Origin of the sequence: Helicobacter mehlei (assembly GCF_007280785.1) — a bacterium.
GTDB lineage: Bacteria > Campylobacterota > Campylobacteria > Campylobacterales > Helicobacteraceae > Helicobacter > Helicobacter mehlei.
Map to the genome: position 1 here is coordinate 1 of NZ_VKGC01000017.1, position 14,384 is coordinate 14,384.

A 14,384-nucleotide genomic window follows, 5' to 3' on the forward strand; every position below is an offset into this window, starting at 1 on the left:
TCTTTAAACCAACACCCCCCAACAACCCACCCCCGGCTAGTTTCTCCCCCCCCCCCCCCCCCCCCCGCGCGGGGGGGGGGGGGGGGGGGGGGGGGTAACCCCGCCACGTCAAAAAGAGCTTCTAAGCTTCGTGATAGGAGAGTTGGATGTGGCTTAGTAGATTTGTCAAAACGCTTTGGTTGCTTTGTTGTGTGGGTGGGGATCTTTTACCGGCGCGATCGTTGCTAGAAACACCCACCCCGCTTGTCCCCCACAAAAAACAATTTATCAACTTGCTCTCTGAAAATGATGCCTATGTCTATGCACGGGATTTTTACTATAGTGCGGGGAATGGACTAAGTTACACCTCCAAAGAATATAATTTTTGGGGAGCGGCCTATTCTAAATCGTGGATGTCATGGAGTCGCTATATCACCTTAATGTTTAAAACCCCTAAAATGACGCGTTTTAGTATCGGGGTTGATCAGAGTATCTACACCCCCCATTTGAGTAACCACCTAGCACGCTCCATTGTCCCGGGGGATCACTTATATGCCGGCTATCTTAGAGGCAGTTTGATTTTCTACCAACGCACAGAGCATGCCCTAGAACGCATCGCCATCTCTTTAGGCACGGTGGGGCCTAATTCTTTGGCCGGTCAAACCCAAACTTGGTTGCACACGCTTTGGGGGGATAAAACCTTCCAAGGCTGGCAAAACCAAATCCGTAACGAATTTATTTTCCAATTCAACTACCAATGGCTCTATAAAGTTCCTATCCTCACCACCCGCTTTTTCTCTATGGACATTATCCCGGGGGTGGATATTGCCTTGGGGAATGCCATTGTCCATGCCCGCTTGGGCTCACTTTTTAGATTTGGCTATAACCTCAACGCTGATTTTGGACCTAACAAAATCAACACTAATTTTAGCGGGGGGCAACCCTATAGCAACAAATTTTCCTTTTACTTCTTTGTGGGGGCTAGCGGGAGTTACCAACCCATAGACATCTTTGTGCAGGGCAATAGTCCCCTAACTCGGGGGATCACCCAAATACCCTACGCCCTCTATGCGGTGCAGGGGGGCATGGCTATTCTTTACAAGGGCTTTAGACTCTCTTTGACCGCTACCAACATAGGCAAAACCTTTAGAGAACAGCCTGAGAGCCACAATATCGGGAGCATAGAGCTCGACATTGCTTTCTAGCCATTGAATTGATCTAATTTAAACCTTGGACAGGTCTGTCCAAAACCACCTTAAAGGTGTTTTCATACTGGTTGGGTTGAGTGGAGCTGGGGGTGCTGGTGATCTTTAGGACAAAGCCATAACGATCGCAAATACGGCGGACTAAATCTAAGCCGATCCCATAGCCCTGTGTGTGCCCTTCGATGCGGGTATAACGCCGCGTGAGCTCCTCGATTTTATGGGAGGGGATAGCCCGCCCGCTATTGGTGATGATCAAATCCTGATCCAAACAGACACGCACAAATCCATGCGGTTGGTTATACTTGATCGCATTCATCAATAGGTTCCCCACCAAAGTAACTATATCTTCCTCGCACGCCTTTAGTGTCTTGGGCTTGAGGTCGTGGCTCAAAGTGAGTTTATAAAAGTTAGCGATAGGCTCAAAAGAGGTGATTTGCCCGGAAATGAGATTTTGCAAGTCCAGCAAATGCGCTTCCTCGTGGCGTAAATCCTCCATAAAGATATAGGCAAGTTGGTGGTAAAGATAATAAATACGCTGGGCACTCATCAAAATCCCCAGAGTTTTAGGGTTGTCCTCCACTTTGAGCAGGGCTTTAGCCCCCATTAAGAGCGTGGCAATGGGCGTATTGAGCTCATGAGCTATGTCCTTGCTAAAGGCATCAATGCGCGCTACCTCGTCTTTAAGGGGCTTTAAAAAGAGTTGGGCCAGAAAAATGGCAATCCCCCCCACGCACACGAAGGCACACAAGAACACCAATAAAACCTGCTTGTAAAGCGGGGCAAAGAGATTGTGGGTGTGATTTTCTTGCACAATCACAAAATGCACGCCCAAATGCCCAAAAGTCTTATTATCGACCAAGTAGAAGGTATTATTCTTATCCCAAAACGAAGGGAAATGGGTCGCTTGGCTAAAAAAGGTCAAACTGGTCGCATTCCCAAAGCGATAATTAAAAAGCACCCGATTATGGCGATCTAAGAGCACAAAGCGCGCGTGGCTATGCTTGTGGGCTAGGGTCTTAAAGGGCTCATCGACAGCTTGCATGTGCGCCTCGATCACATCTTGGGTGATTTTGTTTGCCTGATCTTGGAGGCGTATTTTAGTATTCTCCAAGAGCAAGTTTTTAGCATAGGCGACAAACAAAAGGGCAATCACCACCATGAGCACAAAAGAAGAGCCCAGATAAAGTCCCAAGAAACTTCTAAGCGATTGCTTTTCGTAGGTATTGAGTTTCATACGCATGCCTTAAAACAATAGCCCAAGCCCTTGACATTTTGGATATGCTCCTTGCCTAATAATTTGCGCAAGTTTTTAATGTGGGTGCGTAGGGTGGAGTGATCGACACTGCCCTCATAGCTCCAAACATTAGCAATAATTTGGTCATTAGGGAGGATTTGGTTTTTATGGTGCAAGAAAAACTCCAAAAGTTGCTTTTCTTTGGCACTCAAAATAAAACTTTGATCCTGTCTAAACAACCTGCCCTGCTCATAAAAACAATCTTCATTGATCGTGACCTTTTGGATAATTAAAAGCCGTTCAATACGGATCAACAACTCCTCCAAATCAAAGGGCTTTTTGAGGTAGTCGCTAGCCCCCAAATGAAAAGCCTTTTTTAAAGAGACCATGTCTTTGAGCACGCTAATAAAGATCGTGGGCGTGTTAATGTGGGACTGGCGCAAGACTTGCAAGGTCTCAAAACTATCCAACCCGGGCACCTGAATATCCAACAACCACAGATCAAAAACTTCTTGATTTAAAATCTCCAAAGCCCGATCGCCATCATAAGCCCCACGCACCTCAAAACCGCTTTGCTCTAAAAATTCTGCCACCATGTGGTGCAAGAGGGGATCATCTTCCAATAAAAACAGCCTGCCTTTATACACCTTTGCCATAACTACCTACTTTAATAGATTAGAAAGGGCATTCTAACATTTTTCCCCTAACAGAGTGGGGCGGGGGGTTAGTAACCAAATTTAAAACTCTTGCGGTGCTCTTTAATCAGTCCATGCTTGGTAATGGCTAGGGCGTGGGCGCGCGTGCCATAGCCACAATGCCTAGCAAAGCCATACTCTGGGTAAAGCTCATCTAAGGCTAACATCTCCCGATCCTTATGTGCCTTAGCCAAGATGGAGGCCATGCCAATTTGGGGGATTTTGTCATCGCCCTTGATAATGGCCTCAAAGCTCTCTAAATGTGCAAACTCTAATTTAAAAAGCGTGTTCCCATCTAGGCGCACATGTTTAATAGTGGGCAAGCCCAGAATAATTTCTGTGATCGCCTCTTGCATGCACACACTCAAACCCTTATTATCAATCTCTAACGCGCTTTTGCTCACCACCACGCTAGCAATGCGTGTATCTTGGCTAATTTGTGTGGCAAATCCAAAGCGTTTGGCTCTGCTGAGTTGTTTGCTCTCTTTAAGCCCCAAATACACAAATTCATTAGCCACACTCAGATCACAGCCCACCCCCGCCACAAATAGCGACCCACACCAACACCCCCGCCCCGCTTCATCAATGCCTAAAAGCATATTAACCCTCTTGCTATCAAATCTATTTTCATGTTATTATACCCGCCATTTTTGACACAAGGAGACTTTATGCAAAACACATTAAACCAACTCACTAAGCAGCTCAAAGCCACCAAGCGCGCCCACCGCTTGTTTTTATCTCTAGCTGAGGATGTGGGGGGGGGGTGAAGCCCTCCAAGAGGAAGTTAGCGATTTAAGCACCAAGTTTAACCAACTCTTAGACACACTCAACGCGTTTAACAAAGCCCTAGAAGAGGCTTACCACCAAAACACAGAAGATGACACAGAGTTAGAAAATGCCCTAGCGCAATTTAAAAAACTCAAAGTTAGAACAAACACCCATTTAAACGCCCTAAGCCACGCCACAGAAGGCACACAAACTTTAGAAAACGCAGGCAGATTGTCTAAATCTTTGGAGGATTTAGAAATGTTATTAGAAGCCCTCCAAGCTAACCACCAAACCTGGTTTGCAAACACCCCCTCAAGCCCTAGTCAAGAAACCCCCCAAAATCCACAAGCACAATCTGCACCTAGTGACAACACCCCACAAGTCAAACCCCTATGGAAATATGGGTCTAACACTCTGCAAGCTTTTCAAGATTACATGAAAGCTAAAGATTTGGGCAGTGCTGGAGCTTGGCTAGAACTAGGCAAAATGGCAGTAGAGGGCATCGTTTTATACCCGGATAACCATGTCGCTATGCGTTGCTTTGAAAAAGCCATAGAGTTAGGCTCAGTGGGAGCGATGGTGGAGCTAGGAAAGATTTACATGGAAAATGGGGATACGCAGGTGGTGGAGTATGGGAGTGGGGAAGTTTTAGAGGGGGTGGCTGTAGAAAAAGGACTTACAAATTGCGATGATGAAATCGATGCTGATGTGGATAGTTATGCAGGGTTTTTAGAACACTGCCATGTGTTTGCGGATAAAAAGATGCAAAATTGCCAACAAAAGGCAAAAGAACTTTTTGAAAAAGCAGGGGAGTTAGGAGAGGGGCGCGCTTACCGCCATTTGGGTGAGTTGTACCGCCGGTATAATGATTTTGGGGAAACCTCTGAGGGTTCTAAGGCAAAATCTTACGAGTATTATAAAAAGGCGGTGGAATTATTAAAACGCCAAGCCAAACAAGGCGACATAGAGGCGCACGCCGAAATGGGGCAGGCATTTGTCAATCGGCTTTGGTTGGCAGAGGAGGGCGATCCAGATTATAGAGATGAAAATTTGGTCGAAAAAGCCATAGAGGCGTTTCAAAAGGCGATAGACCTTGATTGCCATGTCGGGTGTCATTATTTGGCGAGGTTTTACGATTGGATCAAATATTTCGATGGGCATGAAAGCAAACAAGATGAGCAAAAGTCCATTCAGGCTTATAAAAAAGGTATCCAACTAGGGAGCGGTCTTTGTGCAAGGCTACTTGTATGGGATCACTCTACACCGCCGGACTTTAACCCGCTGATGCTCTCGTTAATGGAGGGCAAATCTAAGTTAGAAATCATGCAACTTTACTTTGATGCTTTTGATCAAGCTATCAAGTGGCTTAAAATGGCAGTGTCTTATCGGCACTATAAAGCCCTGCCCCTTCTTTTAGAATATTTAGCCACCCAGCCTTACCTAGCCGAGGAATACGGTTTTAAAGAGGAGGAGGAGAAACGCTTGAATCAGTATGAGCGAGATTATAGCACTTACCTTAGATTTGCTAGCCAGCTGGGTCCCAAACATTGGCATTTTTGGAATGATCGCGGTGTCTTTGATCCCAAGCAGTTTTTAGGGCATGGTGTGAGTGGTTGGCGTTTGATCACGGGCACTCTGAGTTAATCGCAAACAAACTTCCCTTTTTACAAGGATTAGTGGCGGGCTGTTACCCCGCCCCCAGCTCACCCCAACGCAACACCATAGATCTTCGGAGAGGGTTACTAAAGCCAAAACTTTCGGTCAAAACCCCAGTTACAGCCCTAAACTCCTATTTATTTATTCGGAGTAGATCGCCCATGTCCTCTAACCTGTGTCCCGTCCTTTTTTATATAGGGATGCACACGCACGATCTTTTTACCACCATTAGTTTTTGCCATAGATAATTACCGCCTTCTTTAAATAGATTTCTTGACAGACCACTCTACACGCTTTGCTATAATGTAAAGAGTCCCAAACCTTAGAATATCATATCATAAAAAGGGCAAGCATGAAAATCGAGCTAAAAAATATCGGAACTCTCCATAAAGCAGATTTAGAAATAGGAGATTTGACTTTAATTTGTGGAGAAAACAACACTGGAAAAACTTATGCGGCCTATGGTCTTTATGGGTATTTGGATTTTATGCATTTCCTCAGCAATAATTTTCTAGGTAGAACTAGAGGGGGACGAAGGGGTATTTTTGAGATAGCTAATAGTTATCAACAATGTAGTTATGCAGAAATGAACGCAGAATTTCAAAAACATTTGAATCAGAAAACTTGCTTTTATGCTCAAGATGTGCTTAGTCAAGTGATGGCAGGCAGTAGCGAAGATTTTGAAACAACAGAGTTTCAAGTTTCTTACAATGTCTCTTTAGAGGAAATTAAAAAGGCAGTGCAACGCTTGAAAGATAGAGATGAAAATCTGTATGGAGTAGAATATGAACTTGATGATGAGGGTTTTAAAATCAGTATTCCAAAGCATTTAGATGGCGCAAAATATCGGGATTATTTAGTAGATAGCCTCATTGCTATTCTTATGCCAAGCCCCTTTATTCTCAGTGTAGAAAGAACGGGGGCTTCAATTTTTCAAGAGGAGTTAGATTTTGTCAAAATCAATAAGCTCGAGGCTGTGCAACAAATACTCAAGGGCGATAAATTAGATATTCTTGATTTATTTGAAATACATCGAAAAACCGATCAGAGAAAACAAATTTACCCTAAGCCCGTTAGAGATAATATTAACTTCATTAGGGAGCTGAAACAAATTAGCAAACAAGATAGTTTCTTCAAACAAAATAAGGAGTATCACAAATCTATCTTGGATCTGCTGGGCAAACTTGTAGGGGGTAAGTATAAAATAACGGATTTTGGTTTGCTTTTTCAACCCAAAGGCTCTAAATCTGCCTATGCTCTTGAAGTTGCCTCTAGTTCTGCGCGCTCTTTGATCATGCTCCATTACTATATTTTGCATGTGGCGCAAAAAAATGATATTTTGATGATCGATGAACCAGAACTCAACCTCCACCCCAATAACCAAATTTTAGTGGCGCGTTTGCTAGCCTTGTTGGTGAATGCAGGGATCAAGGTCTTTATCACCACGCATAGCGACTATATTGTGCGCGAATTGAGCAATTGCATCATGTTAAAAAAACTCAATGAGACGCAAATAGAAAGCCTTAAAAAGCAGGGCTATACTCAAGAATACGGCCTAGATGCCCATCGTGTTAAGGCCTATGTTACTAAGACCATTAAGAAACAAAACACCCTAATTCCCGTGAAAATCACCCAAGAGCAGGGCATTTTCATGCAAACTTTTGATGATCCTATTAGAGCCCAAAATGAAAATCAAAGCCTAATTGCTGAAAAAGTTTTCCAAAACTTGAGAAACAACCATGACAGCTAAAGAGTTTCAAGAGATAGAAAGAGCTATTCATGAAGATTTAAAAATTACACATAGGGGAAAAAGAGGAAACTGCTTTGTGGTGCATGAAAAGCAAGAACAAAGCAGTATCAAGCAGATAAATTTTTGTTTTGGAGGCAATGATTCCGTGTTTATCTTAAAACAAGATGAGAACAAACACACCATTAAATTTTTTAAAAAGGCAAATGAGAAAAAACACCATAAACCCACAAATGAAAGTTGTGCGGCAGAACAGACAACAGATTGCTGTTGTGATAGCATCATTTTTAAGCTTAATCAAAAAGAGGGCGATGTTTCTGTTTATTTGTGCGAGATAAAATCGAGTCGCCATAAGGAACACCTTCAAAAGGCCCAAAGACAATTCAAAGCTTCTGAATGCTTTGTTAAATATTTTATAGAGTGTTACAAAAGTTACTACCAAAAAGATTTATCAAATAGTATCCGAAACTTCTATTATTACTACTTTTATCCAAAGATCACAGATTCTTCTATTTTTAAAAAGTCTGAGACACAAGGAAACAATCCACAAGATACAGTCAACATTATTTTCAAACCCCTAGAAATTCCCAGTGATGGTTGTGTGACTATTTCCGCAAAACAAATGCGGGATTTTTTGATCCCCTAATCTCAAAGTTTGTCTCTAGAACATACGCCCTGCCTTTGCCCCCAACTAAAGCGAGTATGACATATCCCCAAAAGATGGGAAATGCCGTTGCTCCAAAGCCCACTTCCTAAATCCCCACAAATACCCCTCTACACAAAACCTAACCAACACATCTAGATAGATTGTGTTTTTGTTTTGCTATAATCGCGCCATATCAAGACCCCAAGGGGAAGATGAAACAAACGGCTGTTTTGATTGGTGTTGCTTGTTTTGTCGTGTGTAGCTTGCACGCTTCAAAATCCAAACAGCGCACGCAGATACGCCACAAGGCACCGCCAGATAGGCACTCTTTAGAAGTTAAGGATCACTTGGGCAGTTACACCTTAATTTCTAACCCCCAACTCACCCAACAAGCTAACCAAACCCTAGAGCAAGCCTTGCAAAATGTCCCGGGGGTGCGTGTTTTTAACGCTACAGGTGTGGGGGCGGTGCCCAGTTTCTCAATGCGGGGTTTGGGTGGGGGGTATGGGCGAGCTGGGCTTGTCTTACTCAATCATATCCCCCTAGAGGCCGCACCCTATGGACTCATCGGACTTTTTATTTTCCCCGCGACTTTGCAGATGAGCGATCAAATCAGCGTGATCAAGGGGGGGCAGGGCGTGCAATATGGCCCCAATGCCTTTGGGGGCGTGATCAACATCAGCACTAAACCCATTGCAAAAGAATGGACCAACCAAATCGCCCAGCGGGTAACCTTTTGGGAGCGTTCGCTCAAAAGTTTCATCGCGCCTTTTTCTTTTAGTAAAAATGTGGGCAATAGCTTTTTATACAACACCTATTTGCGATCGGGGGGCATGTTTAACCGGTTTGTGGGCGTGCAAGCGCAAGCCAATTTCATAACCGGGCAGGGTTTTAGATACCACAGCCCGGCTACAATTCAAAATTACTTATTTGATGGGATTTACCAGATCAACCCCCATAACAAACTCACGGCTTCTTTCCAATATTACAAATTTTCTTTGCACGATCCGGGGTCTTTGAGCCCACAGGCTTACGCCCAAAACTTTTTCCAAAACGATCGCCCCTATAACACCAAGAGTGCAGAGGCGATGCGTTGGAGCGCGATTTATCAAGGTTCTTTTAAGGGCAGGGTGAGTGGAGATTTTAGCCTCACCTACTTTGGGCACAGAATGCAAAGTGCCTTCCAGTGGGACTCTAATTATTTAAATGCCAATAGCAATCCGGCTAGAGGGCTTGTTTATACAAATGACAATTATGCGGGGTTTTTTACCACCCAACGCAAGGGATATTTCACACTCAATGCCCTAGAACCTAACCTGCATTTAAACATCTCTAGCAAAAAGCTCCAGCAAACCCTGCAAGTGGGCATGCGCTTGATGATGAATAACATCAAGCTAACTAAATCTATTTGCCACAATTTTAAAAACAACCCATGCACCCAAAACCCCACACTGGGTAACAGTCCCGAGTTGTTGGATCGCTACCTAGCTACTTATGTGAGCGACAAAATGGAATTTTTGCAAGGCAAACTCACCCTAACCCCCGGATTGCGCTACACCTTTTTAAATTACCAACTTGCACCAAAAGATACCATCTACAAAATACACCAAAGTGTGTGGAGTCCGGCATTCAATATCGGTTATAAGCCCCTAGCAGATTGGTTGTTGTATGCCAATTACCGCCATAGCTTTATCCCGCCACAAGAGCGCATGGTAGGGCCAACAAGCCCAAGCACCCAGACTTTTAATCAAATTGAGATCGGTTCGCGCTATGGCTATCAAAACCAACTCAGTCTTAATATTGCCTATTTTCTTATTTTTGCCCACAATTACTACGCTTGGGGGGATAACCAACCCATCAATGCCCGCTCTCAGGGCTTGGAATTAGAACTTGACTATGCCCCCCTTAGAGGCCTGCAATTGCATTTGGCTTATACTTACATTGATGCGCTTGTGAGTAGTCATATACGGGGCAGTCTTGAAGGGTTTTCACCCTCTTTTGATCTCAAGGGTAAGCAATTACCCTATGTCAGTCCACACCAATTAATTTTGGATATGCGCTACACCTACAAAAAAACCACTTTGGGTTTGAGCAGTTATTTTTATAGCCGTGCCTATTCCTCTATGCTCAACCAATCCCAATCAAAGACCACTTGTTTCCCCCTCAAGCCCCACCAAGCAGAGGGCGTGTCTTATGGTTGTAATAGTGTGGGGCTCTTGCCTTGGTATTGGATTTGGAATATCCAGTTAAGCCAAATTTTTTGGGAGAGTGGGCGGCATAAAATTGTGGGGAGCTTGCAGGTCAATAATATTTTGGGGATGCCATACTACTTTAGAGGCTTGGAAACCAGCCCCACAGGCAGAGAACCGGGTCCGGGACGTTCAGTAACGGCTTATTTGAGTTACCGGTTTTAGGGTTTTGTACCTATGGCATGAGAAAATTAGGTTAGTTTTGCTATAAACCCTTTTATAAATTCAAATAGGAGAATAGATGAGCGAGGTTAATAATTTGTTGGCGCGCATCCAGCAACCTTTAAAGCGGATCAAGCAAAAGTTATTGGGGAGCATAGAGCGCAGGCTCGAGTATTTTGAATATAAAATGTCAGTGAGCCACATGATCGCAAGTTGCGTACGCCACCCTGAGGATCGTGTCTTGCTCCATACTGCTCTCATTAATAGCGATGGTGTACATGCAAAAACACGGATCGTGATTGATTCGCGTCCTAGTTGCGTGGAGATGATGGATGCGTATTTAAATTGGGTGCGCCCCGTGGCCATGCCTTATTTGGTCCGCATCGCTACTCAGGGTGATGGCGGGTATGTGATGGGGGGGGGGCGCCCCCCCCCGCCCGCGGCGGGGCCCCGGCCGCGCGCGGGGGGGGGGGGGGGGGGGGGGGGGGGGGGGGGGGGGGGGGGGGTGGGGGGGGCAGTTGGGTCGGGTTTTAAAATTGGGGGGGCCCGGGGGCACTGCGTTTTTGGGGCCCCCCGCGACACCCGGGGTTTGGGGGGTTTGGTTTTCCCCCCCCCCCCCCCAATTCTGAAAGGCAACCCAAAGCCATTTCACTAGGGGTGAGCGAATCGTCCCCTTGGGATTTAGAGATGGCCAACATGGGGTACTTGGTCCTCCAATATGACGCCAGCATTGATCGGGGTCCCTATGTACATCCTAATATCCTCTTCCATAAAAAGTTTGTCGGCACGCAAAGCGATCACCAAACCACCACGCTAGAACAAATCATGCAAGATCACAGCTTTGATCCTAGCCTACACAATATTTTGCAAATTGACATTGAGGGGGCTGAATGGGATATTTTTGAAAAACTAGATTTTAGTATCTTAGAGAAATATTTTGCACAAATCATCATTGAGTTCCACGGGTGCGATCCGCGCAAACTAGAGCAAACCCGGCAACACCTCGCTGTCTTGGAAAAACTCCACCAAACGTTCCAGCCCATCCATCTACACTACAATAATTGTTGCACTTGCTTTTTCTACATCCAGGAGCGTTTCTTTTGCAGTGTCTTTGAAGTGAGCTATTTGAGGCGGGATTTAGTCCCCCCAAATTTGCCCTTGCGCGAAACTTGCGGGGATATTGCCGGGCTAGATTACCCCAATGATGAACGACTCCCCGATGTGCCCATTCGTTTTGCACTAAATTAAATAAGTTTTGTCCATCGTGCCTCACTTTGCCTTAGCTACCGGTTTTAAATCTAGGGCTTATCAAATCCTCTAGTTTCAGCTATAATAAGGCAAATTGATAGAAAAGGTTTTTGTGTGGTCAAAAATGTATTTGAAAAGATTGTAGCAGGGGAGATTCCGTGTCAAAAGGTGTTGGAAAATGAGGCATTTCTAGCCTTTGAGGACATCAACCCCAAAGCCCCGGTTCATGTGTTGGTGATCCCCAAAGTGGGTGTGAAAGATTTTAATGCCATCACCCCAGAGCTGATGGCCAACATGAGCGCGTTTATCTTGGAGGTGGTCGCCAAATTGGGGATCAAAGAGAGCGGGTATCGCCTCATCACTAATATTGGCGCAGATGGCGGGCAGGAAGTGCCCCATTTGCATTTCCATATCTTAGGAGGAGCCAAGCTCACATGGCCCAAACTCTTTTAGAGACTCCTAAGTCCAGCCAAAGGTTTTTAGACTCGATCTTTGCGCCCCTTTTAGTCCCCACCAGCAAGCAAGAACAGCTTGCTCAAATCCGCTCCAGCGTGGTGCTTAAAAAGGGTGTGCGTTACTTTGATTGGACAGCCTCAGGGCTGGCTAGCACCCTGATTGAAAAACGCCTAGCCAAGCTTTTACCCTTTTATGCCAACGCCCACTCAGGACATGCCAAACACGCTAACTGGATGCAAGAGGTGTATTTGCACAGCAAGCAGAGCATTAAAAAGAGTTTGGGACTAGGAGAGGATTTTGTGATCTTAACAAGTGGTTTTGGGGCCAGCCATGCGATCAAGCGTTTTCAAGAAATTTTGGGGGTCTATATCCCCCCTAAAGCGAGGCATTTGTTCCAAATACAGGACTCAGACTTGCCACAAGTGATCATCGGTCCCTTTGAGCACCATTCCAATGAAATTAGTTGGCGGGAGGGTTTGTGTGAGGTGGTGCGCTTGCCACTCAATAATGTGGGCTTGTTTGATATGCAGTCTTTAGAGCAGGCCTTACAAGAAGCCATTAAGCATGCCAAAACTCCCATTGTTTCTATCGGGGTTGCTTCCAATGTGACCGGGCTTGTTGTCCCCTATGAGTCCATCTCTAAACTTTGCCAACAATACAAGGCAACTCTAGCCTTTGATTTAGCCGCCTTTGCGCCCCACCAGAATTTGGGGGATTTAAATTTAGATGCATGTTTTGTAGCCGCCCATAAGTTTTTAGGCGGGGTGGGGGCTTGTGGGCTTTTGGGGATCAAAAAGAATCTTATCGACACGCAGTTACCCCCCAGCTTTAGTGGGGGTGGGGTGGTCAAGTATGTGAGTCGGAGTAGCCAAGAATATATTGATGCGGTGGATTTAAGAGAAGAGTTTGGCACTTATGGTCTAACCCAGCTTTTAAGGGCGGCTTTGGCTTTGCAATTACGCAATGAGTTAGGATTAGCCCATATCAAAGCGCGTGAAAGCATGCTCTCTAAAGTCTTCATGCATGCCTTAAGACAAATCCCGGCTATTAGCATTTATGGCAATTTGCAGGCAGAGAGGCTAGGCAATGTGGCTTTCAATGCAAGTGGGGTGTCTTGCTATGCGCTGGCGCAATTACTCAGTTATGATTATGGCATTGAAACAAGGGCGGGGTGCAGTTGTGCCGGACCCTATGGACATGATCTCTTGGGGCTTGAGGATAGTAGCTTTGGGGTCTTGCAAGAGAGAGGAGAAAAGCCGGGTTGGTTGCGTGTGAGTTTGCATTACAGCCACACCTTAGAGGATGTGGATTACTTGGTTGAGAGCCTCAAAAGGGCGATCAAAACATTGCGCGGAGGTTGATATGGAACTACCAGAAGAAAACACTTGGATTCAATTAGAAGAGTTTTTAGAGATTTCTAAACTGCCCAAAGAGCGGGTTTTAGCCCTCATTGAAGAACAGAGCATTGTGAGCAAGCATGATGAGGAACGCATTTGGGTGGATTTGCATAGTGCTGCCCAAGCTCTAGCTAAACGCATGGTGGGCAAGAATGTTACTCCAGCGGCTAAAGCGGGTTACCCCGCCTTGCTAGAAAGCATGAACAACAATTTAGACCCCGTGTTTGTAGAAAAGACCATCAACACTATTTTGGGCTTGCATGATAAGGTGGTAGGGGCTAAAGATGAAACCATCAATGCTTATAAAAATGAAAACATGTTTTTAAAAGATGCGGTGATTGACATGCAGGAGGTCTATGAGGAGGACAAAAAGACGATTGCGGTTTTGCAAGAGGAATTAGCCAAAGTGCGTGAGGAGGTGGAGTTTATGAAACGCAAATACCGCCTCATGTGGGGTAAAGTGAGCGACATGGGGAGTGTCAAGTAAATTAGGGGATTTTGTTTAGGAGTTCTTGGAGCTTGGTGTTCAAGCGCGCGATCTCTTGGATTTTTTTGAGATGGGCCTTAAAGAGTTCGATAGGCTCGATCTCTTTGTTATGGAAGTTTAGCTTGATCTCCTCTAGTGTCTTTGGATCACAACGATCGTCTAAGGTGATCTTGTAACGCCTCCCGGCTATGGAGATCTCAATCACTTCGCCAAATTTAGAATCCGTCATACATCAATGACTTTTAAGATTTTGTCATAAAGTTCTTGTAAGCCCTTATCTTTGGCGGCGATTTCTTCATAGAGCGTGTTGAGCTGGCGATCTTTTTCCTCATTTTGGGTTGCCAGCGTGGCGTTTTTAAGCTGTAATTCTTTGTTTTCCTCCTCTAAGAGAGCGAGTTTGACCAGTAAATCATCGACCTTTTCATGGATTTTGTCTAAAATATCTACCCCCATGC

General features: G+C 45.0%; 14 protein-coding genes. 9 read left to right on the top strand and 5 right to left on the bottom strand.

What is annotated here, in order from left to right; translation table 11 throughout:
* Positions 1 to 146 precede the first annotated feature (146 nt).
* Positions 147 to 1,184, top strand: a complete 1,038-nt coding sequence (locus FNE76_RS06185; RefSeq protein WP_120948425.1) for a lipid A deacylase LpxR family protein — start codon at positions 147 to 149, stop codon at positions 1,182 to 1,184.
* A 13-nt stretch (positions 1,185 to 1,197) separates the two neighbouring features.
* Here FNE76_RS06185 and FNE76_RS06190 read toward each other — a convergent pair whose 3' ends face one another.
* From FNE76_RS06190 to FNE76_RS06200, 3 genes are all read right to left on the bottom strand, one after another.
* Complete coding sequence (locus tag FNE76_RS06190) at positions 1,198 to 2,418, bottom strand: sensor histidine kinase (protein ID WP_120948426.1); 1,221 nt, start codon at positions 2,416 to 2,418, stop codon at positions 1,198 to 1,200.
* Positions 2,415 to 3,074: a copper response regulator transcription factor CrdR gene (gene crdR / locus FNE76_RS06195; protein ID WP_120955792.1), complete on the bottom strand. Its 660-nt coding sequence runs from the start codon at positions 3,072 to 3,074 to the stop codon at positions 2,415 to 2,417. The genes FNE76_RS06190 and crdR overlap by 4 nt, the downstream gene beginning before the upstream one ends.
* Before the next feature lie 68 nt (positions 3,075 to 3,142).
* A complete protein-coding gene (locus FNE76_RS06200) occupies positions 3,143 to 3,712 on the bottom strand; it encodes a ribonuclease HII (RefSeq protein WP_120948428.1) in 570 nt (189 codons plus the stop codon).
* Between the two features lie 151 nt (positions 3,713 to 3,863).
* Between FNE76_RS06200 and FNE76_RS06205 the strand changes: the two genes are divergently transcribed.
* From FNE76_RS06205 to FNE76_RS06245, 8 genes are all read left to right on the top strand, one after another.
* On the top strand, positions 3,864 to 5,525 hold the full coding sequence (locus FNE76_RS06205) for a tetratricopeptide repeat protein (protein WP_143928428.1): 1,662 nt from the start codon (positions 3,864 to 3,866) through the stop codon (positions 5,523 to 5,525).
* Positions 5,526 to 5,889: 364 nt separating this feature from the next.
* Positions 5,890 to 7,287, top strand: coding sequence for an AAA family ATPase (locus FNE76_RS06210; protein ID WP_120948430.1), 1,398 nt, complete (start codon positions 5,890 to 5,892; stop codon positions 7,285 to 7,287).
* On the top strand, positions 7,277 to 7,930 hold the full coding sequence (locus tag FNE76_RS06215; protein ID WP_120948431.1) for a hypothetical protein: 654 nt from the start codon (positions 7,277 to 7,279) through the stop codon (positions 7,928 to 7,930). The genes FNE76_RS06210 and FNE76_RS06215 overlap by 11 nt, the downstream gene beginning before the upstream one ends.
* A 212-nt stretch (positions 7,931 to 8,142) precedes the next feature.
* Positions 8,143 to 10,344, top strand: a complete 2,202-nt coding sequence (locus tag FNE76_RS06220; RefSeq protein ID WP_120948432.1) for a TonB-dependent receptor family protein — start codon at positions 8,143 to 8,145, stop codon at positions 10,342 to 10,344.
* Between the two features lie 693 nt (positions 10,345 to 11,037).
* Positions 11,038 to 11,589, top strand: a complete 552-nt coding sequence (locus FNE76_RS06230) for an FkbM family methyltransferase (protein ID WP_235852272.1) — start codon at positions 11,038 to 11,040, stop codon at positions 11,587 to 11,589.
* A gap of 114 nt (positions 11,590 to 11,703) precedes the next feature.
* The gene (locus FNE76_RS06235; protein ID WP_120948434.1) at positions 11,704 to 12,042 is read left to right on the top strand and encodes a histidine triad nucleotide-binding protein; all 339 of its coding nucleotides are present in this window, start codon (positions 11,704 to 11,706) and stop codon (positions 12,040 to 12,042) included.
* Positions 12,024 to 13,406: an aminotransferase class V-fold PLP-dependent enzyme gene (locus tag FNE76_RS06240; protein ID WP_120948435.1), complete on the top strand. Its 1,383-nt coding sequence runs from the start codon at positions 12,024 to 12,026 to the stop codon at positions 13,404 to 13,406. Before FNE76_RS06235 ends, FNE76_RS06240 begins: the two co-directional genes overlap by 19 nt.
* A gap of 1 nt (position 13,407) precedes the next feature.
* Positions 13,408 to 13,929, top strand: a complete 522-nt coding sequence (locus FNE76_RS06245; RefSeq protein ID WP_104639908.1) for a DUF3972 domain-containing protein — start codon at positions 13,408 to 13,410, stop codon at positions 13,927 to 13,929.
* Position 13,930: 1 nt separating this feature from the next.
* Here the strand turns inward: FNE76_RS06245 and FNE76_RS06250 are convergent, their stop codons facing one another.
* A complete protein-coding gene (locus FNE76_RS06250) occupies positions 13,931 to 14,158 on the bottom strand; it encodes a hypothetical protein (RefSeq protein ID WP_120948436.1) in 228 nt (75 codons plus the stop codon).
* On the bottom strand, positions 14,155 to 14,382 hold the full coding sequence (locus FNE76_RS06255) for a DUF904 domain-containing protein (protein ID WP_120948437.1): 228 nt from the start codon (positions 14,380 to 14,382) through the stop codon (positions 14,155 to 14,157). The genes FNE76_RS06250 and FNE76_RS06255 overlap by 4 nt, the downstream gene beginning before the upstream one ends.
* Between the last annotated feature and the right edge of the window lie 2 nt (positions 14,383 to 14,384).

Excerpts from the sequence above, each read along its gene's own strand:
- FNE76_RS06185 (WP_120948425.1), top strand. The coding sequence starts at position 147 with ATGTGGCTTAGTAGATTTGTCAAAACGCTTTGGTTGCTTTGTTGTGTG.
- FNE76_RS06190 (WP_120948426.1), bottom strand. The coding sequence starts at position 2,418 with ATGAAACTCAATACCTACGAAAAGCAATCGCTTAGAAGTTTCTTGGGA.
- crdR (WP_120955792.1), bottom strand. The coding sequence starts at position 3,074 with ATGGCAAAGGTGTATAAAGGCAGGCTGTTTTTATTGGAAGATGATCCC.
- FNE76_RS06200 (WP_120948428.1), bottom strand. The coding sequence starts at position 3,712 with ATGCTTTTAGGCATTGATGAAGCGGGGCGGGGGTGTTGGTGTGGGTCG.
- FNE76_RS06205 (WP_143928428.1), top strand. The coding sequence starts at position 3,864 with ATGTGGGGGGGGGGTGAAGCCCTCCAAGAGGAAGTTAGCGATTTAAGC.
- FNE76_RS06210 (WP_120948430.1), top strand. The coding sequence starts at position 5,890 with ATGAAAATCGAGCTAAAAAATATCGGAACTCTCCATAAAGCAGATTTA.
- FNE76_RS06215 (WP_120948431.1), top strand. The coding sequence starts at position 7,277 with ATGACAGCTAAAGAGTTTCAAGAGATAGAAAGAGCTATTCATGAAGAT.
- FNE76_RS06220 (WP_120948432.1), top strand. The coding sequence starts at position 8,143 with ATGAAACAAACGGCTGTTTTGATTGGTGTTGCTTGTTTTGTCGTGTGT.
- FNE76_RS06230 (WP_235852272.1), top strand. The coding sequence starts at position 11,038 with ATGGGGTACTTGGTCCTCCAATATGACGCCAGCATTGATCGGGGTCCC.
- FNE76_RS06240 (WP_120948435.1), top strand. The coding sequence starts at position 12,024 with ATGGCCCAAACTCTTTTAGAGACTCCTAAGTCCAGCCAAAGGTTTTTA.
- FNE76_RS06245 (WP_104639908.1), top strand. The coding sequence starts at position 13,408 with ATGGAACTACCAGAAGAAAACACTTGGATTCAATTAGAAGAGTTTTTA.
- FNE76_RS06250 (WP_120948436.1), bottom strand. The coding sequence starts at position 14,158 with ATGACGGATTCTAAATTTGGCGAAGTGATTGAGATCTCCATAGCCGGG.
- FNE76_RS06255 (WP_120948437.1), bottom strand. The coding sequence starts at position 14,382 with ATGGGGGTAGATATTTTAGACAAAATCCATGAAAAGGTCGATGATTTA.